Below are 19601 nucleotides of genomic sequence, written 5' to 3'. Positions count from 1 at the left end.
GCTGTTTTGCTTAGCGTTGGGAAAAGTTTGTCGCCGTTCCTACAAATAAATTCCTTTACGCGCCCAGGAACATGGCTGATCTGGCTTGCGGCCATCCGCCGGACAGCTAAAGTCAGCCCATGTCGGCCTATTCCTCACAACAGCTCCTGACGTCACCTCAGGAAACTGCAAATCTAGCAGCCAGAATCGCACCACATTTGCGTGCGGGTGACACCGTTTTGCTTGAGGGGCCAATAGGTGCCGGCAAAACCCATTTTGCACGTGCGGTAATTCTTGCACGGATAAGCGTTCCCGAAGACATACCTTCGCCAACCTATACTTTGGTTCAAACTTATGATGCCGGCGACGTCGAAATCTGGCATTGTGACCTCTATCGGTTGACCTCTCCGAACGAAGCTCTGGAACTCGGCCTCGAAGACGCCTTTGAAAATTCAATTTGCCTCGTCGAATGGCCAGACAGGCTGGCCGATCTTGCGCCTAACGACGGCCTTATTCTTTCATTTTCGGTCGTCGCTGAAGCCGAGCATCGGCATCTGACGGCCTCGGCCAAATCGGCGCGCTGGCAGCCTGTGCTTGATCTGATCCATGACTGATTCACACCCAAATTCACTTATGTTGTTTGCTGCTGGGCTTGGTACGCGGATGGGTGCGCTTGCCGCTGAAATGCCGAAGCCGCTGATAAAAGTTGCCGGTCGGGCGCTGATAGATCACGCATTGGATCAGGTCGAGGGCGCAGGTATCGCCAGAACCGTTGTAAACCTGCACTACAAATCAGAAATGATGCGCGATCAGCTGGCAAACAGAAATGTTGTTTTCTCCGAGGAGCTTGAGACCATTCTGGAAACGGGTGGCGGTCTTCGTCACGCGCTCCCGCTTCTTGGGAAAAGCCCGGTATTTACCTTCAATTCTGACGCAATATGGGCGGGACCTAACCCTTTAAAGTTATTGGCCGAAGCGTGGAATCCAGAGAAAATGGACGCTCTTTTGCTTCTCGTCGCCCCCCAGAATGCGCGTGGACATACAGGGGCGGGTGATTTTGTAGTGAACGCCACCGGTCAGTTAACGCGCGGCCCGGGCCATATATATTCCGGCGCGCAAATCCTCTGTACAGAGCGGCTTTCTGAAATCGCTGACGATGTGTTTTCGCTGAATGTTCTCTGGAACAAAATGATGGCTGAAAACCGAATCTATGGCCTGCTCTATCCCGGCCAATGGTGTGATGTCGGCCGCCCCGAAGGTATTGCCGAAGCAGAAAATCTGTTGGCAGAGGTGCGCGATGTTTGACCCTTGCGAAAAGGCCAGAATTTTCGGGCTACCACCAGGCGCTGATTTTGCGAAGGCTCTGGTACACGGCCTGCTGGATCGGACCCAGGGAATGCCGCCTGAGAACGTGGCGCGTGTTGAGGTTTTTGTGAACACCCGCAGAATGCAGCGGCGCGTGCGCGACCTTTTTGATTCTGGCCCTGCCCTTTTGTTACCGCGACTTCGGCTTGTGACGGATTTGGGTCAAGATGCTGCAATGGCCGATCTGCCGCCAGCCGTCCCGCCGCTGCGACGTCGGCTGGAGCTTTCGCAGCTCGTGGCCCAATTGTTAAAACAACAACCTGATCTCGCGCCTCGCTCTGCCGTTTTTGATCTTGCTGACAGCCTTGCTGCCTTGATGGATGAAATGCAGGGTGAAGGTGTATCGCCCGAAAAAATAGCGGAACTGGATGTAACTGACCAATCTGGACATTGGGAGCGCGCGCTCAAATTTGTATCTCTAATACAGCGCTTTTTTCAGGATGAGTTCGAAAAAGCGCCTGATTCAGAGGCGCGTCAGCGCATGGTTATAGAACGGCTTGTTTCGCGCTGGGCGGACTCTCCGCCAGACCATCCAGTGATTGTTGCTGGTTCAACCGGCTCTCGTGGTGCCACGCATCTGCTAATGCAGGCTGTGGCACGCCTTCCGCAAGGTGCCCTCGTGTTGCCCGGGTTTGATTTTGACATGCCTGCGTCTGTTTGGACCAGCCTCGACAACGCGCTCACGACAGAAGACCACCCGCAGTATCGGTTTGCGAAGCTCATGAATTCGCTGGATCTGGGTCCGGGTGACGTTCTGAAATGGTCTGACACCCCTGTTCCAAGCCCGCCGCGAAACCGGCTTGTTTCTCTCGCCCTGCGACCTGCCCCCGTAACAGATCAATGGATGACAGAGGGGCGCACGTTAACGGATGTTGGCAAATCAACCGAATCCATAAGCCTGATAGAGGCCCCGTCTTCGCGTCTTGAGGCGGTCGCAATTGCGCTTCGTCTGCGCAAAGCGGCAGAAGATGGAGAAACCGCTGCCCTTATTTCACCTGATCGCCAACTTACGCGGCAAGTCACCGCAGCACTTGATCAATGGAGGATAGAGCCAGACGATAGCGCGGGGCGACCATTGCACCTTTCAGCACCGGGTCGTTTCTTGCGGCATGTTTCAAACCTGTTTGGTCAAAAACTGACATCCGAATCGCTGCTAACGCTGCTAAAACATCCGCTTTCCTATACCGGTGCTGAAAATCGCGGCTTACATCTTTTATGGACGCGGGAATTAGAGCTGTCTCTGCGCCGCTACGGGCCACCCTTCCCAACACCGGCGGATCTGACTGGCTGGGCCGAGTTACGTGCCGATGACGGGCGCCTTGACTGGACAAAATGGTTAGGGGAAATGCTGGGAGGGTTGGAACAGGTTTCAGAAAGACCGCTTTCCGATCATCTCCGGCACCATTTGCAGATTGCCGAACAGCTCGCTGCCGGACCAGTCGTTGAAGGGGCCGGCACACTTTGGGACAAGCCAGCAGGAAAAGCGGCGCTTGCTGCTGTTCAGGAGCTGGAACGAGAGGCAAGTGCTGGCGGTATTCTTTCACCCGCTGATTACAACGCGTTGTTCTTGGCTATCCTTAAGCGCGTTGAAGTCCGTGACCCAAGCCGCCCACATTCAAACATTATGATCTGGGGAACGCTGGAAGCGCGTGTTCAGGGTGCCGATCTGGTCATACTCGGCGGTCTGAATGATGGGGTTTGGCCCGAACAACCCGCCCCCGACCCGTGGTTGAACCGAAAGATGCGCCAAGATGCCGGCTTGCTTTTGCCCGAGCGGCGCATCGGCCTGTCAGCCCATGACTTTCAGCAGGCCATTGCGGCAAAGGAAGTTTGGCTAACCCGCGCCATTCGCGACGCCGAGGCTGAAACAGTTCCCTCGCGCTGGGTTAATCGGCTTGTTAACCTTCTTAACGGCTTAACGGAACAAGGGGGCAAAGAGGCGTATTCAGATATGGAGCAACGCGGCCAGTTCTGGCTTGATATGGCCGAGGCGCTTTCAACACCAAAAGTCTCTGTTCCTGCGGAAAACAGACCTTCTCCGTACCCCCCGACCAACCAGAGACCACGCAAACTTTCCGTGACACGCATCAAAACATTGATCCGCGATCCTTACGCCGTTTACGCGCAGTACGTTCTTAGGCTTAAACCGCTTGACCCGATCAAGCAAACGCCAGATGCGCCCCTACGCGGGACCGTTCTTCATAAGGTGATGGAGCAATTCTTGTCAAAAAGCGCCTCTACACGAGAAGAGCTTTTGCACATCGCCGATCAGGTTTTGCTCGAAGATGCGCCCTGGCCCGCCGCCCGGCGTATTTGGTGGGCAAAGCTTGCCAGGGTTGCTGACTGGTTTATCGCCGGGGAACAAGCGCGACGCGCGATTTCGACGCCGATAAAGACAGAACTTTTAGGAAGCGTTTCGCTGGCTGAGCAGGGTTTTACGCTCACCGCGAAAGCTGATCGCTTTGACCGCGCCGCTGATGGGTCTGTGTACATCATCGACTACAAAACCGGTGCACCGCCCTCTGCCGAAGAACAAACCTATTTTGACAAACAGCTACTGCTAGAGGCCGCAATGGTTGAGCGCGGGGGGTTTTCTGAAATCGGCTCGGCACATGTTGCTGGCGCGACATACATCGGGCTTGGTAGTTCGCCAAAGGAAGTGCACGCACCGCTGGATGACCCAGGGCTTGATCAGGTTTGGCAAGAGTTTGACGCGCTGATTAGAGCCTATTCAGGCCCAAAACAAGGATATACCTCTCGTCGCGCCATGGCAAAAATGCGCTTTGGGGGCGACTTTGACCACTTGGCGCGTTTCGGCGAATGGGATGAAACCCAGGAGCCGGCACCAAAGGAAATGCCATGAAACGTCGCGACGCAGCCACCGAACGACAGGTTCGCGCCGCTGATCCGCGTGGATCTGTCTGGCTTTCGGCAAACGCCGGATCCGGCAAAACGAGGGTTCTGACAGACCGCGTTGCGCGTCTGCTGCTAGGCGAGGTTTCGCCCCAACACATCTTATGCCTGACCTACACAAAAGCCGCTGCTTCAGAAATGCAAAATCGGTTGTTCAAACGGTTGGGTTCCTGGGCGATGAAAGAGGATTCTGCGCTGCGGGAGGATTTACTGACCCTCGGCGTTGAGGTTGAAATAGACGCAGATGTTCTCGCCCGGGCACGGCGTCTGTTCGCGCGGGCGATCGAAACGCCGGGCGGGTTGAAGATTCAAACAATCCACTCCTTCTGCTCATCGCTGCTGCACCGCTTTCCACTTGAAGCGCGGGTTTCACCTCAGTTCACGGAAATGGACGACAGGGCTGCCAAGCTGCTTCGCGAGGAAATTGTTGAAGAGCTTGCCGATGGGTCAAACGTCAAACTCATCGACGGTGTCGCGCATTATTATTCTGGCGAAGATTTTTCAGCGCTGACGCGAGAAATTGTAAAACACAAAGAAGCCTTTGCCAAAAAACCCAACGCCGTTGACGTATGGAAGAGGTTTGATCTGAACGCAGACACATCCGAGTCTGATGTGTTGACTGCTGTTCTTAAAGGAGATGAGCCTCATTTACTGCAAACAGCTGTAGCTCTCATGTTTGCCGGAGGCCCGACAGACGCTAAAAATGCGGCAAGATTGGCTCTCATAGATCCGAATAAAATCTCTTTCTCAGACCTAACAATTTTCGAGAGTGTTTTTCTAAGCGGAAAAGACACGAAAGCCGGTTCCTTTGTTGCCAAAATTGATGCGGTTCCAACGAAACCCACTCGCGAAAAGCTTGGGCCTATACAAGATCAGCTGAACGGTTTAATGGCGCGGGTTGAGGCCGCGCGCGAGATGCGAATTAGTCTCTATTCCGCCCAAAAAACGCTTGCATTGCATGAGTTCGCGAGTGTTTTTCTGGCAGAATACAACACACGCAAACAACGCCATGGCTGGCTCGACTTTGATGATTTGATTTTAAAGGCGCGCGGCTTGCTGAACGATCCACTTGTTGCGCAGTGGGTTTTGTTCCGGTTGGATGGCGGGATCGATCACATTCTTGTCGACGAGGCGCAAGACACAAGCCCTGCGCAATGGGACGTGATTGAACGGTTGGCGCAAGAGTTTACAACAGGTGAAGGCGCACGCGCAGAGGTGGAACGATCTATCTTCGTCGTTGGGGACAAAAAACAATCCATCTACTCTTTTCAGGGCGCCGATCCTGATGGGTTTGACAGGATGCGCGCGCATTTTCAGAAAAAACTGGACGATGTGCAAATTCCCTTTCAGCCCATGCAACTTGAATATTCGTTCCGGTCCGCAAACCCGATACTTCGCCTTGTTGATACAGCGTTTCAGGAACGAACGGGCAACGGCCTGGGTGGCGACATTCATCACATTTCGTTCAAGCAAAACATGCCCGGGCGCGTTGATCTTTGGCCTGCCATTCCGAGAACCGCGGAAAAAGAAGACAGGGATTGGTTCGATCCGGTTGATAAGGTCGCTGAAAACCACCACTCGGTAAAGCTCGCGTCCCAGATCGCCGAGCAGATTGCTGGTATGATCGGGAAAGAAAATATTCCCGAAGAAGTCGGCCAGACCGGTGAATTTGAAATGCGAAAGGTGCGGGCAGGGGACATTCTGATACTGGTGCAGCGCCGATCTGATCTGTTTCATGAAATCATTCGCGCCTGCAAAAATTTCGGCCTGCCTATTGCCGGGGCGGATCGATTGAAAGTGGGTGCAGAACTTGCTGTCAAAGATATCTCGGCGCTGCTGTCTTTTCTGGCCACGCCAGAAGACGATCTTTCGTTAGCCGCCGCTCTCCGGTCCCCGATGTTTGGCTGGACAGAAGAGGCCCTGCACGCACTTGCCCAGCGCAGGGGCGAAAAGGAATATCTTTGGGCCGCGCTTCGGGGAAAGGCCGCAGAACACCCAGAGACGCACGCCATGCTTCAGGCGTTGCGCGATGATGCCGACTATCTGCGGCCCTATGATTTGATTGAACGGATTCTGACCCGCTATCGCGGGCGGTTAAATCTGCTGGCCCGGCTGGGCTCTGAGGCAGAAGATGGAATCGATGCGCTGCTATCGCAGGCGCTTTCCTATGAGCGTGCGCAAGTGCCCAGCCTTACAGGATTTCTGACATGGCTAGAGGCGGATGACGTTGAAATCAAACGGCAAATGGACAGTGCTGGTGACCAAATTCGGGTGATGACCGTTCATGGCGCAAAGGGGCTGGAGGCACCCATCGTGATTTTGCCTGATACAGGCCAGCGTAATTTGAACCTGCGAGACGAGATTTACCTGACAGAACGCGGGCCAGTTTGGAAAGCCTCCGCCAACATGCAGCCCCGGATAATGGCCGAAGCCCATGAAACGTTAAAGGCTAAGCAGGCCGCCGAACGAGATAGGTTGCTATACGTGGCAATGACGCGGGCTGAAAAATGGCTGATTATCGCGGCGGCTGGTGAGTTGGGTAAAGATGGCAACAGCTGGTATGAAACCGCCCGAAGCGGAATGAACACATCGGGTGCTGCACCGCATATGTTTGCGGGCGGGCAGGGGCTGCGGCTTGAAGAAGGTGACTGGAGCGGCCTCGGGAAAGTTGAGCCTGATCAATTAACCGCAGCCCGCGCTGATCTTCCGGACTGGGCGCAAAAAAGGGCGATCACTCCGGCAGATACAGAAAAAACATCGGCCCCGTCTGGTTTGGGCGGCGCGAAGGCATTACTGGGCGATGCCGGGCTAGATGAAGAAGAAGCATTGTTGCGAGGACGAAGGCTGCATCGTTTGCTTGAATATCTGCCTGTTTACCCACCAGAAACTTGGGGGACGCTGGCGATTGATATTCTATCCTCGGGAGAAGACACTACACCCGAGCAAGAGGCGCGCGCGCTTTTAGCAGAGGCGCAGCAGGTCTTAATGAACCCAAAGCTCGCGTTTTTATTCTCGGATGATACCCTTGCCGAAGTTGACGTTTCCGCAAACCTGCCGGACCTTGACGGGCAGCGCATTCATGGCGCGATCGATCGGTTGCTGATCAAGCCAGCTCGTGTTTTGGCCGTAGATTTCAAATCAAACGCGCTTGTTCCCAAAAATACTTCTGATGTGCCCGAGGGCATATTACGCCAAATGGGGGCCTATTCGGCAGCGCTCTCACAAATCTACCCGGACCGGTCGGTTGAGACTGCCATTTTGTGGACGCGGACAGCAGAATTGATGCCGCTTTCACAAGAAGCTGTGATTGAAGCGCTTCGTCGCGCGGCTTCTCCTTGACGGCCCCCTGTCGGGCACCTACGTTCCACTCCCAACGCATTCCATTTTTTCGGAGAGAGCCTATGGCCACTGTCGCAGTCACCGACGAAACCTTTGACGCCGAAGTCAAGCAATCAGACATTCCAGTAATCGTAGATTTCTGGGCAGAATGGTGCGGCCCCTGTAAGCAGATCGGCCCCGCTCTGGAAGAGCTTTCAGCCGAATACGAAGGCCGGATCAAGGTCGTCAAAGTAAATGTGGACGACAACCCAAATTCCCCCGCCCAATTGGGTGTGCGCGGTATTCCGGCGTTGTTCATGTTCAAAGATGGCGAAGTTGTTTCCAACAAAGTTGGCGCGGCACCCAAAGCCGCGCTGCAAAGCTGGATCGACGAAGCTGTCTGATCTCTAATATAACTATAAGATTACGGGGCGCTTTTGCGCCCCTTTTCTTTTCATGCAGGCAGCGAAAGACGATTTGAATGGTGTTGAGGCTGGCGGTGGCGTTCTTCATTGTGTTGTGGCGACAGCGGTTGAAGCGTTATTGCCAGAGAAAGCATCAGACCGGGTTCTTGCGAACACGTAACCTTGCACCTCACCAAACACCAAGCCATATAGGTCTGAACAAACGGAGGGCACATGGCTAACGAAGATTTTCCCGGTTGGCACGGCACAACGATTATCGGCGTAAAAAAGGGTGGCGAGGTTGTCATTGCCGGCGACGGTCAGGTCAGCCTTGGTCAAACAGTGATCAAAGGAACGGCCCGTAAAGTCCGCAAACTTGCGCCCGGCGGCTATGACGTTATCGCTGGCTTCGCTGGCTCAACCGCTGACGCCTTTACACTGCTCGAACGGCTTGAGGTCAAGCTCGAGGCGACGCCGGGCCAATTGGCGCGCGCCTCTGTTGAGCTTGCGAAGGACTGGCGTACCGACAAATATCTTCAAAAACTTGAAGCAATGCTGATTGTCACCGACGGGACCGAACTGTTGGTCATAACCGGCGCGGGCGATGTTCTGGAGCCTGAACATGATGTGACGGCAATCGGATCAGGTGGGAACTATGCGCTCGCCGCCGCACGGGCCATGATGGACAGCGATCTCAAGGCCGAAGAAATAGCACGTAAAGCTATGGCGATTGCTTCTGATATCTGTGTTTACACCAATGGAAACCTGACAGTTGAAAAGATTAAAGCCTGACCACATAAATGCGGTCAGACAGGCATTTGGGAGGTCTGCCTTAGTTCAGGGTTGCAACACCAAGTGGAACACCGGCGATTTCGCACCAGATAAAAACTTGATTGTAGTCGCTGATATCAACGCTGGCCGGGATTTCGTAACGTTGTGTGCCTGTAAGCTCACGAAGCTCGCCAAGGAGTGTATCAGAGTCGTACCCATTGTTGCCAAGCGCAACGCGTGGGTCAGGGCCGCCATCAAGACTAAAATCATCAGCAAGTTCTACGTAGAATTTGCCGCCCTCTTCCACGATAGAGACTCCGCCCGTGGTGACGTGGTTGGACTGGCCAATAAATGTGCCGCTGTCGCCATTCATTCCAGCTAGTGCAGGCATTGCGGTCACGCTAAGGGCGATGGCCGTTGCGCCAGCGCCGAACAGGTTGATGATATTGCGTTTCGAAATCATGGTGTCCTCCTTTGAATTTCGTTTGGCAAACTTAGTTAATAAAAAGTAAATAAATACCGCCTCTCACCTACAGGTTATATTGCGTGAACCAACTGTGCGATCTTGTGTTTTCGGCGTGTATGACTAGGTTGTTCTCTACTCTTCTTTTTGGACATAAAAACTATGACAGACCTTACCCCGCGCGAAATCGTGTCTGAGCTGGACCGCTTTATCATTGGTCAAAATGGCGCAAAGCGTGCTGTCGCCGTGGCATTGCGCAACCGTTGGCGGCGCAAACAGCTAAACGACGATTTGCGCGAAGAGGTTTATCCGAAAAACATTCTGATGATTGGCCCAACCGGGGTGGGTAAGACCGAAATCAGCCGTCGTTTGGCAAAGCTTGCGCGCGCACCGTTTATCAAGGTTGAGGCAACGAAATTTACCGAGGTTGGCTATGTGGGCCGCGATGTAGAGCAGATTGTCCGCGACCTTGCTGACAGTGCAATTGCCATGATCCGCGAACAGATGCGCGATGACGTAAAAGCCGCCGCTCATGCTGCTGCAGAAGAGCGTGTTGTTGAAGCTATCGCAGGTAAAGACGCCCGTGAAACCACCCGCGAAATGTTTCGTGGCAAGCTCAAGAACGGAGAGCTTGACGATACGATGATCGAGCTTGATATCGCCGACTCCACTAACCCGATGTCGATGTTCGAGGTTCCGGGCCAACCTGGTCAGAACATGGGCATGATGAATTTGGGTGACCTTTTTGGCAAAGCGATGGGCGGCCGAACCACGCGTAAAAAGCTTACCGTCGCCGAAAGCTATGCGCTATTGATCGGGGAAGAGGCGGACAAGTTACTGGATGACGAGATCGTTACGCGAAATGCGTTAGAAGCTGTCGAGCAAAATGGCATCGTGTTTCTTGATGAGATTGACAAGGTTTGCGCCCGCGCAGATGCGCGCGGCGCTGACGTAAGCCGCGAGGGTGTGCAGCGCGATTTGCTGCCGCTGATCGAGGGAACGGTTGTCTCAACGAAACACGGACCCGTTAAAACAGACCATATTCTGTTTATCGCCAGCGGCGCGTTTCACATTGCGAAACCGTCTGACCTGTTGCCCGAGCTTCAGGGTCGTCTGCCAATTCGCGTTGAGCTTCGTGCGCTGACCGAAGGTGATTTTGTCCGAATTCTTACCGAAACGGACAATGCGTTAACACTTCAATACACTGCCTTAATGGCAACCGAAGACGTGACTGTGACCTTTACCGTAGACGGCATTGCGGCACTGGCCAAAATTGCAGCGGACGTAAACCAAAGTGTCGAGAACATTGGCGCGCGTCGGCTTTACACGGTTATGGAGCGGGTTTTTGAAGAGCTTAGCTTCTCCGCGCCCGACCAAGCAGGCATTGACGTAACGGTTAACGCCGAATTTGTTGATGCAAATCTGGGCGAGCTCACAAAATCAACGGATCTTAGTCGCTACGTGCTATAGCCGCTTTTAGAAATAAACTGTAACACTCAAGAAAGTGTTCATTCGGGTCGGGATTTTATGGGCGTGTTCGTTCGGGCTTTAACGCTTTTTCTATGTCTCGGCCTCGTCGCTTGCGCGCCCCGCGGCATTATTGTTGTTAATCCAGTCGCTCAGGACGCCGGAACAAATTACCCTATTTTTTATGGCACCTCGCGGCGCGCCGATCCTGCGCGCCAGTATGGATCAAGACGATCTGAAAATGTTACCTTTGGCCGGCTAGACGTTTCCGTTCCGCCAGATCATGAGACTGGGGCCATTGAAATTTCCGGGTCAAATCCTGACCCACGTCAGCACTTTGTCGCGACACAGGATACAAAGTTTTCCGGAGCAGATGATTTCAGGGCCGCGCTGCGAAAAGAACTTCGGTCTCGACCTTCAGGTGAACGGCTGGCAATTGTCTACGTACATGGCTTCAACAATAATTTTGCCGAGGGGGTGTATCGGATTGCTCAGATATCCCATGATTTTGGCTTGTCTGAAGTGGCGGTGCACTATTCATGGCCCAGCGCCGGGCATCCGCTTGGCTACGGATATGACCGGGACTCGGTCCTTTTCGCGCGCGACGGGCTTGAGGAGTTGCTTGACACGGTCCAAAACGCAGGCGCCGAAAAAATACTATTGATGGCCCATTCACTTGGCGCGCTCCTGACAGTGGAAACGCTTCGTCAGATGGCGATTTCGGACTCATCCGTTTTGCGCAGAGCGCTTGGCGGCGTCGTGCTGATTTCGCCTGACATCGATGTTGAAGTGTTTCACCAACAGGCGATGCGTATCGGGAAGCTGCCGCAGCCATTTGTTATTTTCGCATCCGAGAAAGACAGGGCGCTGCGGCTTTCTGCGCGGCTAACCGGGCAACCAAATAGGCTGGGTACACTAACAAATGCGAACGTTATTTCTGATCTGGAAGTCACCGTCTTTGATGTTACGGATTTTTCGACAGGGCTGGATGGCCATTTCACGGCAGCATCTTCGCCTGCGCTCATCAGAATTTTGTCCCTGCTTCCTATGCTCGAAAGCTCTTTCCGCAACGATCGTGCCGGCCGCCTTGATTTGCTTCAAGGCACCGTTTTAACCGTGCAGAACGCAACGCAGGTGGTTTTGTCACCCCTGTAAATCAACTGCCCTCTTGTCGTTTTCGCTTTTCATTTTTGTTCCATCACGCAAAGAATTGCCCGTTGGTTGGAGCATTGATGTCCTTTCTTGGTTTTCTCCGAAGTAATGTTCGCTGGTTATCGGCCGGGGTACTGCTGACACTCGTATCGAGCTTTGGCCAAACCTTCTTCATTTCGGTATTCGCCGGCGAAATCCGGCAGGAGTTCGGACTTAGCCATGGTGCATGGGGTGGCATCTACTCATTAGGTACAGCGACGTCAGCCATTGTAATGATCTGGGCGGGTGCGTTGACCGACAAGTTTCGCGTTCGGTCTTTGGGTGCTTTTGTCATGGTTGGGCTTGCGCTGGCATGTCTTTCTATGGCGCTTGCGCCTGCAGCCTGGGCGCTGCCAGTTGTCATCTTTCTGCTTCGATTCACCGGGCAGGGTATGAACAGTCATATCGCCTCGGTCGCGATGGCGCGCTGGTATGTGGCAACGCGGGGTCGGGCGCTTGCCATTGCATCAATGGGATATGCTATTGGCGAGGCGGCATTACCGCTTGTTTTTGTTTCCCTAATGACACTTTTTTACTGGAAATTCCTCTGGGTGGTGTGTGCGTCGCTTGCACTTGCCTGCATCCCGGCTCTCCTTTTTCTTCTGAACGAAGAGCGTACACCGCAGTCTGTTGCTGACGAAAGCCCGTCCGCCGGAATGAATGGGTTGCATTGGCAACGTTTCAGCGTGTTGCGCCACTGGTTGTTCTGGGCCGTTATCCCCTCTTTGATGGCGCCTTCAGCATTTATCACGGCACATTTCTTTCATCAGGTTCACCTGGCCGAGGTCAAAGGCTGGCCCCATGCTGCGCTTGTCGCCCTGTTTCCGGTTTATACGATCGTCGGCGTTCTTTCGACGCTGGTTTTTGGCTGGCTTATAGATCGGTTTGGAACCGCTCGATTGATGCCTGTTTATCAAATACCACTCGCTGCCGGGTTTGTTCTTTTTTCCGATGCCGAAAGTTATTTCGCCGCCGGCTTAGCGATGGGCGTGATGGCAATAACAGTCGGGGGGCAAGCGACACTGGCTGTCGCCTTCTGGGCTGAATTTTATGGCACAAAACACCTTGGGGCGATAAAGGCGCTTGCGATGGCCGCGCTTGTATTCGGATCTGCAATCGGGCCCGGCGTAACCGGATTCCTGATCGATAGGGGTTTGAATTTTGAAGATCAGATGATTGGGATTGCGGTGATTATCATAGCGGCGTCCGGGTTGGTTGCAGTCTCGGTCAACCGCGCACGACGAATGTTAACGGTGACGCTTTAGGTAGACATAATAAGCGCCGGATCCGCCGTGTTTAAGGTGTGCTTCGGACACCTGAAGAACGACTTGGCGTAAGGGGGCGGAATGCAGCCAGTGAGGCACCTGGTGCTTTAAGACCCCGCGCCTTACCGGAATCGGCCCGTCGTCAATTGCCGATTTACCCTTGCCGGTGACCACGAGAACCAGCCGTTTTCGCGAAGCATGCGCATTAAGGATAAACCCAGTTAAAACCGGATGGGCCTGTGCAATTGTCATGCCGTGCAAATCTATGCGTGCTTCTGGGCTAAGCTTGCCGCGCTTTAGCTTACCAAAAGCTTTTTCATCCATTTGTAGCGGCGCCTTGGAAAGGTCTTCGCCGATTGAGGAAGCAAAGTCGTGCCTTGCTGGTTTCTGAATTATTTTCTCGCCGAAAGAAAACGGCTGTACGGTTACTTTTTTTGCCTTAGGTCGAACATTCGCCAACTCAAATGCTACCTTTGGGTTTGGGACGTCGGGGCGCAATGGTGTCGCCGTCTCTGCAACCCGCTTCCAAAGCTCTTCTTCATCAGGGCGCAGGGTTCGGCGTTTTCGGCTCATCCCGCATCCTCTGGAACCAGTTGGAATGCAACCTGGATTGGAAGCAAAACAACCATGCGGCCAGGGTCACGAACCTTTCCCGCCTCGCGCCCTGCACCATCGCCCGATCCATAAAAAATATCCGCGCGTTGCGCGCCCTTTATCGCGGACCCGGTATCCTGTGCGATCATCAAACGGTTAAATGCGCCCGAGCCGCGTTTTTCCACCCAGATCGGCGCACCCAACGGAACATAATTCGGGTCAACTGCCACCGTACGCATCGGGGTAACTGAGCGGTTCATCGCGCCCAAGGGGCCCTTCTCCTCTGGCAGGTCTCTGAGGCGGCGGAAAAAAACATACGACGGATTGTGACGCAGCAACTCTACCCCATCGACAGGGTTTCGACGTACCCAGTTTTGAATAACCTGCGCAGAGACCTGATGAGCCCGATATACGCCACGCCGTACAAGTTCCTGACCGATGGACTGATAGGTATGGCCATTGGCCCCGCCATACCCAACACGTAAAATTTCACCGTTTGTCAGCCGGATCCGACCAGATCCCTGAATTTGAAGAAAGAAAACTTCTACCGGGTCGTCGACCCAGCAAATTTCAAGGCCCCGGCCCTGAAGCGCGTTGGATTCTTCGATTTGACGGCGTGACAGCCAAAGGCCCTGAGCTTCTGGCGGCCGGCGGTAAAGTGGATACCGATAGCGACCCGTGCGCGTCATAGAGCCTGAAAGTTCCGGCTCGAAATACCCGGTGAACAACGCCGGATTGCCGTCCTTTATCAAGACTGGACGAAAAAATAGTTCGAAAAAGGTGCGTGCGCTTGGCTGTGTTTTTGCCAACGAACAAAGAGCCGACCAATCTTCGCCGTCAACATCGCCGCATGTTTCCAGAAATGCTGTAAGCGCGGCCTGATGGTCGTCTTCTTTCCAACCGCTCAGCTCGTCAAAGCGAAGTAACTCATGGGTCGGTTCTGCTGCTTTTGTTGGCAAAGTCATGGCGAAAACCGCCATAACGATAGCCCCCAAAAGCGCATGGCTCATTCCCCTGTAGCCACCAGTTGCCAGTTCGGGTCGCTTGAACCTAGCGTCCGGGCAAATGTCCAGGTGTCCTTTTGACGTTTAAGTTCTTTTGGGTCGCCCTCAACGATATCGCCGGCAGAATCCCGCACCGCTGACCTCAGTTCACCAACAAACCTGACGTGCATTTCGCCGATGCCTGTAGAGCGGTCAAAGTCCGCGCCGACAAGGGTGGTTTCGCTAACGCCGATAAACTCTGCTTCGACTGTTAAGCCCTTTTTTTCACGCTCCGCCACAACTTCTGAAAAAGCGTTAAAGACGTCTTCGGCAAGGAAGGGGCGAATAGAGTTAAGCTCGCCCTTTTCAAAACCCATGAGAATCATTTCATAAGCGCTTCGGGCGCCCTGTAAAAACTCACCAACCATAAAACTCTGATCAGCGCCCTTCATCGCAACAAGCGCTTTTGCAGCGTCGCTGCCTTCTTCTACATGGTCCGTGATATCACGATCTGGCCCTCCCTCGATCACTTCGAGCCCCGCCCGGCGGGATTTGTCAACCGCCATTGGTGTCGGAGGTTTTTCAAAACCCTCCCGTGTACCTAAAACGCTTTTAAGTTTCAGGATCAAAAATATCGCAACGCCGGCTAGAACCAGCAGTTGAATCGCAGCATTGCTCATCAGAACCTCTCGAAAGGATGGTAACATACGTTCACTGGACATATGTAGGACAGGGGCGAGGTCAAGTCTACCGCGCCAGATAGATGAAAGAGGTTCTTATGTGGCTATTGCTTGCCTTTGTCGCAGTTCCGTTGATTGAGATCGCGCTTTTTATCAAGCTTGGTGGCTTTATTGGCTTATGGCCGACACTTGCAATTGTCGTTCTTACCGCGTTTCTGGGTACCTGGCTGGTGCGCAATCAGGGTGCGCTTGCGATATCACAGCTGCGCGGGTCTTTTGCTGAACTTAGCGATCCGACCGAGCCGTTGGCCCACGGGGCGATGATATTAATCGCAGGTGTTTTGCTGCTAACACCTGGGTTTTTCACAGACGCTTTCGGGTTTTTATTGCTGTTCCCACCCTTTCGTGCAGTCGCATACCGCTACATCCGTGCCCGCATCGAGGTTCAGAGCTTCGCCATGGGTGAGCGTTCGAGGCAGGATACCAACCCCGGTACAACGATAATTGATGCGGAATATACCGAGGTGGATCCGTCCAAGCCCCCAACGCAAGGATCATCGGGCTGGACAAAACACTAAATCTTGTCGCGAGACATCATTGAGGCCCGGGGAATGACCTGATAAACGGCCTTGCAAAGTCAGATATCTTTTGGAGAAATTGAAAATGGCCGAAAACGAAAACGGCGCGCAGCCTCAAGCCCAACCAGAACCAGTAAAAATGCAAGTCCTCGGGCAATTCACTCGTGATTTGTCTTTTGAAAACATCCTGGTGCAAAAAGGCGCTCAGGGTGAAGTTCTGCCTGACATACAGGTTCAGGTGACGATGGACGCTAAAAAACGTAGCGGCGAAAACCAGTATGAAGTGATTTCCAAATATAAAATCGAAGCCAAGAACAAGAGCAGTAATGATCCGTTGTTTTTGTTGGAGCTTGAGTATGGTGGCGTTTTCCAGATCGAAAATCTACCGGAAGAACAATTGCACCCCTATCTGATGATCGAGTGTCCGAGAATGCTGTTTCCCTTTGTTCGTCGGATTGTTAGCGACATAACCCGCGACGGTGGCTTTCCGCCATTGAACATGGAAACGATCGACTTTGTAGCGCTTTATCGGCAGGAAATCGCACGCCGTGCTGAGGCGGAAAAAGCCAACCAACCCGTTTCTTAGGAACCTAGTTTTTCCAAAGTGCGCCGTCGCCCATCGCGTCAACAAGTGCGGTGTGAGCGGCAGCTTCTTCTTTTGTGAGTCTTGATGGTAGCGAAACCGGGCGCGGACGGGGACGCCATTCTGTTTCAGAGCCCACTAAGTTTGACGAGGCTGCATCCGAAGCCAGAGCGAAATCTGGCTGACGACCACCAATAAGTTCAAGATACACTTCGGCCAGTATTTCGGAGTCCAATAGGGCACCGTGAAGTGTTCGTGCTGTATTGTCGATTCCGAACCTTCGGCACAAAGCATCAAGAGACGCTGGTGATCCCGGAAATTTTTTGCGTGCGACAGCAAGCGTGTCAAATGCCTGGCCCATGGGCAACAATGGAAGGCCCGCCCATTTCAGCTCTGCATTCAGAAATTTCATGTCAAAACTGGCATTATGAATCACCAGCTGCGAATCCTTTACGAAATCGAGGAATTCCTGACCTACCGCTTTAAATACCGGCTTATCTGATAAAAACTCGTCGCCAAGACCGTGTACTTCAAATGCGCTCTGCGGCATTTCCCGTTCTGGGTTGATATATTGGTGGTACGTTTTTCCCGTCGGCAGTTGGTTCCACAGCTCCACTGCGCCGATTTCAACGATGCGGTCACCTTGCTCTGGCTCAAATCCTGTCGTTTCCGTATCAAGAACGATTTCACGCATTCGCAATCCGCTTTCTTACTTTTTCAAGCACATCATGAACAGCGGCGCGCGCCTCGTCCAGTGTCAGCGTTTCTATGATAAAGTCGGCACGGTTTCGCTTTTCGGAATCCGGCATCTGCTTTGAGAGAATAAGGTCTAGCTGCCCTTCATCCATCCCGGGGCGTTCGAGAACTCGGGCGCGTTGAATATTTTCGGGAACTGTAACCACCACAGTTGCATCCATCGTTGACTCGGTTCCAAGCTCGAACAACAGCGGAATGTCGAACAGGAGTATATCCGAATTCGTTTCTTCGATGAATCTCTGGCGGTCTTTAGCGACCAGTGGATGAACAATAACCTCAATCTGTTTTAGTGCCGTTGCGTCTGACGCAATCCATGCTTTCAAAGTCCCTCGGTCTACAACTCCGTCCACAACCGCCTGCGGACACAGGGCCCGTATTGATCTAACGGCTTCACCGCCCTTTCCATAAAGCCTGTGAACTGCGGCATCAGCATCCCACACCGGGATGCCCGCTTCGGCAAAAAGTCGTGCGGTCGTGGACTTTCCCATACCGATGGAGCCGGTCAAACCAAGAAAAAATGGTTTTTTCATACCGACAATACAGCCTTCCTTGTCGCCTCATCTACGGTGGGTCTTACTCCGAACCACCGCTCGAATGCGGGCGCTGCCTGATACAACAACATTCCAAGACCATCGACTGTCTGACACCCCATTTCTTCGGCGGCTTTCAAGAGCGTTGTTTTCAGCGGGGCGTAGACCAAATCTGTAACAACTGCTTTTTTATTTAGCCCGTCCAGCGGGATCCGAAAATCTGGCTTACCCACCATGCCAAGCGAAGATGTATTTATCACTGTCGCTGCGTCATCGAGCATATTGCCTGACTGCACCCAATCAAACACCTTTATCCTTGTTCCAAATTCACTGCGCAGTGAATCCGCTCTTGATCGGGTTCTATTGGATAGAAAAATTTCTTTGACGCCCACTTCTATCAAAGTCGCCAAAACAGCGCGCGCCGCGCCACCGGCGCCAATCACCGCGGCCGGGCCAGCGTCTGGCCGCCAGTTGGGGGCTCCATGCCTTAGATTTTCTATAAATCCGTAGCCGTCGGTATTATCTGCATGCACCCTGCCATCTTTGCGAAAGATTAATGTATTCGCGGCACCTATCAATGCTGCCCTGTCGGTCACGAGATCTGCAATTTCCAACACCGCCTCTTTATGTGGAATCGTTACGTTCACTCCGACAAACCCAAGACGTGGCAGTGTCCGGATCGCTTCTTTCAAATCGTCATAGGCCACATCCATCGGAATGTAGTGGCCCCTGATACCGTAGGTTTTTAACCAATGCGCGTGTAGTGCCGGCGATTTACTGTGCGATACCGGAGATCCTACAACACCTGCCAGTGGAATTTTTTGCTCGCTCATTTTTCCAATACCCCTCGCAGAGAAAAATACGACAGAAGTTCCAGCAATGGGAGCCCCAGAACCGTGAAATAGTCACCCTCTATTTTGGAAAAAAGCCTTACGCCTTCTTCTTCCAGTTTATAGCCACCGACCGAGTGTTGAATGCTATGCCAGTTTCGGCCGAGGTAGGCGTCTAGATATGAATCCGAAAAACTGTGCATATGCAACCTTACCTGCCCGATATGTCGCCAAACTGGCGCGCCACCTTCATAGACGACGACCGCAGAAAGCAAACTATGGCGTGATCCGCGTAAGTGCACAAGTTGGGCGCGCGCCTCGTCAACTGATTTCGGTTTCGCGAGTATAGCGCCAGAAACTTCCAGTATCTGATCACAACCGATTATAAGCGCTTCTGGGTTTTTCTGGCTCATACAGCGGGCCTTTTGTTCAGCCAGCGCATCAGATACATCCCGCGGCGAGGCCCCGTCTGCCAAAAGAGAATTCCGGATGCTCTCTTCGTCCACGCGCGCAATCTGAACTTCAAAGGGGACTCCAGCATTTTTCAAAAGTTTCTGACGAATTTCGGAACCTGACGCTAGAATGATCCGCTGTGACATGTTGAAGACCCTGTGGATGATTGATTGTATTAGTTATGGGTAAATTGGGCGAAAAAATGGTTTTCGCCGAAGTTCTGTATTCTCGCCTTAGTTCAGTCGCTATCCAGCATTTTTATCCCCGGTGGGAAAGGATAAAATCTTTTTGTGGAGAAATCGCCCGCTCTCTGAATTAACCGTATTTATCCACAAATTATTTCTGTAATTTCTATGTAACTATTTGTAATAAATAAGTAATTTTTGTTCTTTTTTTATCCTCGGGTTATCTGCCATTTACACACAGGTTTTTCTTATCTGTACCATTCTGTGAATAACTATTTAATCCAGAGAATTCC

Annotated in this window: 19 protein-coding genes; 11 read left to right on the top strand and 8 right to left on the bottom strand. The window is 52.9% G+C overall.

Going from position 1 to position 19601, the window contains the following annotated elements; genetic code table 11:
- Positions 1 to 119: 119 nt before the first annotated feature.
- The 6 genes from tsaE to hslV all read left to right on the top strand — a co-directional run bounded on the left by tsaE (position 120) and on the right by hslV (position 8771).
- A complete protein-coding gene (tsaE, locus tag J4E70_RS12030) occupies positions 120 to 593 on the top strand; it encodes a tRNA (adenosine(37)-N6)-threonylcarbamoyltransferase complex ATPase subunit type 1 TsaE (protein WP_213889701.1) in 474 nt (157 codons plus the stop codon).
- Complete coding sequence (locus J4E70_RS12025; protein WP_213889699.1) at positions 586 to 1284, top strand: nucleotidyltransferase family protein; 699 nt, start codon at positions 586 to 588, stop codon at positions 1282 to 1284. Before tsaE ends, J4E70_RS12025 begins: the two co-directional genes overlap by 8 nt.
- Positions 1277 to 4207 (top strand): double-strand break repair protein AddB, encoded by a 2931-nt coding sequence (gene addB, locus J4E70_RS12020; RefSeq protein ID WP_213889698.1) that lies wholly within the window; start codon positions 1277 to 1279, stop codon positions 4205 to 4207. Before J4E70_RS12025 ends, addB begins: the two co-directional genes overlap by 8 nt.
- Positions 4204 to 7596 carry a double-strand break repair helicase AddA gene (gene addA, locus J4E70_RS12015; protein WP_213889697.1) on the top strand — a complete coding sequence of 1131 codons (3393 nt, stop codon included), beginning with the start codon at positions 4204 to 4206 and terminating at the stop codon, positions 7594 to 7596. The genes addB and addA overlap by 4 nt, the downstream gene beginning before the upstream one ends.
- Before the next feature lie 62 nt (positions 7597 to 7658).
- Entirely contained in the window at positions 7659 to 7979 is a 321-nt protein-coding gene (gene trxA / locus J4E70_RS12010; RefSeq protein ID WP_213889696.1) for a thioredoxin, read from the top strand.
- Positions 7980 to 8213: 234 nt separating this feature from the next.
- Positions 8214 to 8771 carry an ATP-dependent protease subunit HslV gene (hslV, locus tag J4E70_RS12005; protein WP_213889693.1) on the top strand — a complete coding sequence of 186 codons (558 nt, stop codon included), beginning with the start codon at positions 8214 to 8216 and terminating at the stop codon, positions 8769 to 8771.
- Between the two features lie 40 nt (positions 8772 to 8811).
- Here hslV and J4E70_RS12000 read toward each other — a convergent pair whose 3' ends face one another.
- Complete coding sequence (locus tag J4E70_RS12000) at positions 8812 to 9213, bottom strand: DM13 domain-containing protein (RefSeq protein ID WP_213889692.1); 402 nt, start codon at positions 9211 to 9213, stop codon at positions 8812 to 8814.
- A gap of 162 nt (positions 9214 to 9375) precedes the next feature.
- Here J4E70_RS12000 and hslU point away from each other — a divergent pair, with 162 nt between their 5' ends.
- The 3 genes from hslU to J4E70_RS11985 all read left to right on the top strand — a co-directional run bounded on the left by hslU (position 9376) and on the right by J4E70_RS11985 (position 13136).
- On the top strand, positions 9376 to 10683 hold the full coding sequence (hslU, locus tag J4E70_RS11995; protein ID WP_213889691.1) for an ATP-dependent protease ATPase subunit HslU: 1308 nt from the start codon (positions 9376 to 9378) through the stop codon (positions 10681 to 10683).
- Positions 10684 to 10740: 57 nt separating this feature from the next.
- Positions 10741 to 11835, top strand: a complete 1095-nt coding sequence (locus J4E70_RS11990; RefSeq protein WP_213889689.1) for an alpha/beta hydrolase — start codon at positions 10741 to 10743, stop codon at positions 11833 to 11835.
- A gap of 77 nt (positions 11836 to 11912) precedes the next feature.
- Positions 11913 to 13136 (top strand): MFS transporter, encoded by a 1224-nt coding sequence (locus J4E70_RS11985; RefSeq protein WP_213889687.1) that lies wholly within the window; start codon positions 11913 to 11915, stop codon positions 13134 to 13136.
- Here J4E70_RS11985 and J4E70_RS11980 read toward each other — a convergent pair.
- Genes J4E70_RS11980 through J4E70_RS11970 form a run of 3 tightly spaced genes read right to left on the bottom strand, consistent with a single transcriptional unit; the run spans position 13119 to position 15393 of the window.
- Positions 13119 to 13709, bottom strand: a complete 591-nt coding sequence (locus J4E70_RS11980) for a Smr/MutS family protein (RefSeq protein WP_213889685.1) — start codon at positions 13707 to 13709, stop codon at positions 13119 to 13121. The two genes, J4E70_RS11985 and J4E70_RS11980, sit on opposite strands and share 18 nt — an antisense overlap.
- Positions 13706 to 14740, bottom strand: a complete 1035-nt coding sequence (gene mltA / locus J4E70_RS11975; RefSeq protein WP_213889683.1) for a murein transglycosylase A — start codon at positions 14738 to 14740, stop codon at positions 13706 to 13708. The genes J4E70_RS11980 and mltA overlap by 4 nt, the downstream gene beginning before the upstream one ends.
- Positions 14737 to 15393, bottom strand: a complete 657-nt coding sequence (locus J4E70_RS11970) for a Tim44/TimA family putative adaptor protein (RefSeq protein WP_213889681.1) — start codon at positions 15391 to 15393, stop codon at positions 14737 to 14739. Before J4E70_RS11970 ends, mltA begins: the two co-directional genes overlap by 4 nt.
- A 98-nt stretch (positions 15394 to 15491) precedes the next feature.
- Between J4E70_RS11970 and J4E70_RS11965 the strand changes: the two genes are divergently transcribed.
- Both J4E70_RS11965 and secB read left to right on the top strand, forming a co-directional pair.
- Positions 15492 to 15971: an FxsA family protein gene (locus J4E70_RS11965; RefSeq protein ID WP_213889680.1), complete on the top strand. Its 480-nt coding sequence runs from the start codon at positions 15492 to 15494 to the stop codon at positions 15969 to 15971.
- Positions 15972 to 16056: 85 nt separating this feature from the next.
- The gene (gene secB, locus J4E70_RS11960) at positions 16057 to 16557 is read left to right on the top strand and encodes a protein-export chaperone SecB (RefSeq protein WP_213889678.1); all 501 of its coding nucleotides are present in this window, start codon (positions 16057 to 16059) and stop codon (positions 16555 to 16557) included.
- A 4-nt stretch (positions 16558 to 16561) separates the two neighbouring features.
- Here secB and dnaQ read toward each other — a convergent pair whose 3' ends face one another.
- The 4 genes from dnaQ to J4E70_RS11940 are packed head-to-tail and all read right to left on the bottom strand — an operon-like array spanning position 16562 to position 19269.
- Complete coding sequence (dnaQ, locus tag J4E70_RS11955; protein WP_213889677.1) at positions 16562 to 17248, bottom strand: DNA polymerase III subunit epsilon; 687 nt, start codon at positions 17246 to 17248, stop codon at positions 16562 to 16564.
- On the bottom strand, positions 17241 to 17840 hold the full coding sequence (gene coaE / locus J4E70_RS11950; protein WP_213889674.1) for a dephospho-CoA kinase: 600 nt from the start codon (positions 17838 to 17840) through the stop codon (positions 17241 to 17243). The genes dnaQ and coaE overlap by 8 nt, the downstream gene beginning before the upstream one ends.
- On the bottom strand, positions 17837 to 18673 hold the full coding sequence (locus J4E70_RS11945) for a shikimate dehydrogenase (protein WP_213889672.1): 837 nt from the start codon (positions 18671 to 18673) through the stop codon (positions 17837 to 17839). The genes coaE and J4E70_RS11945 overlap by 4 nt, the downstream gene beginning before the upstream one ends.
- Entirely contained in the window at positions 18670 to 19269 is a 600-nt protein-coding gene (locus tag J4E70_RS11940) for a Maf family protein (protein WP_213889669.1), read from the bottom strand. The genes J4E70_RS11945 and J4E70_RS11940 overlap by 4 nt, the downstream gene beginning before the upstream one ends.
- Positions 19270 to 19601: the final 332 nt, after the last annotated feature.

This window comes from Pseudohalocynthiibacter aestuariivivens (genome assembly GCF_018457175.1).
GTDB lineage: Bacteria > Pseudomonadota > Alphaproteobacteria > Rhodobacterales > Rhodobacteraceae > Pseudohalocynthiibacter > Pseudohalocynthiibacter aestuariivivens.
Note: the sequence above shows the minus strand (reverse complement) of the source record. Positions and strands in the feature narration are given on the sequence as shown.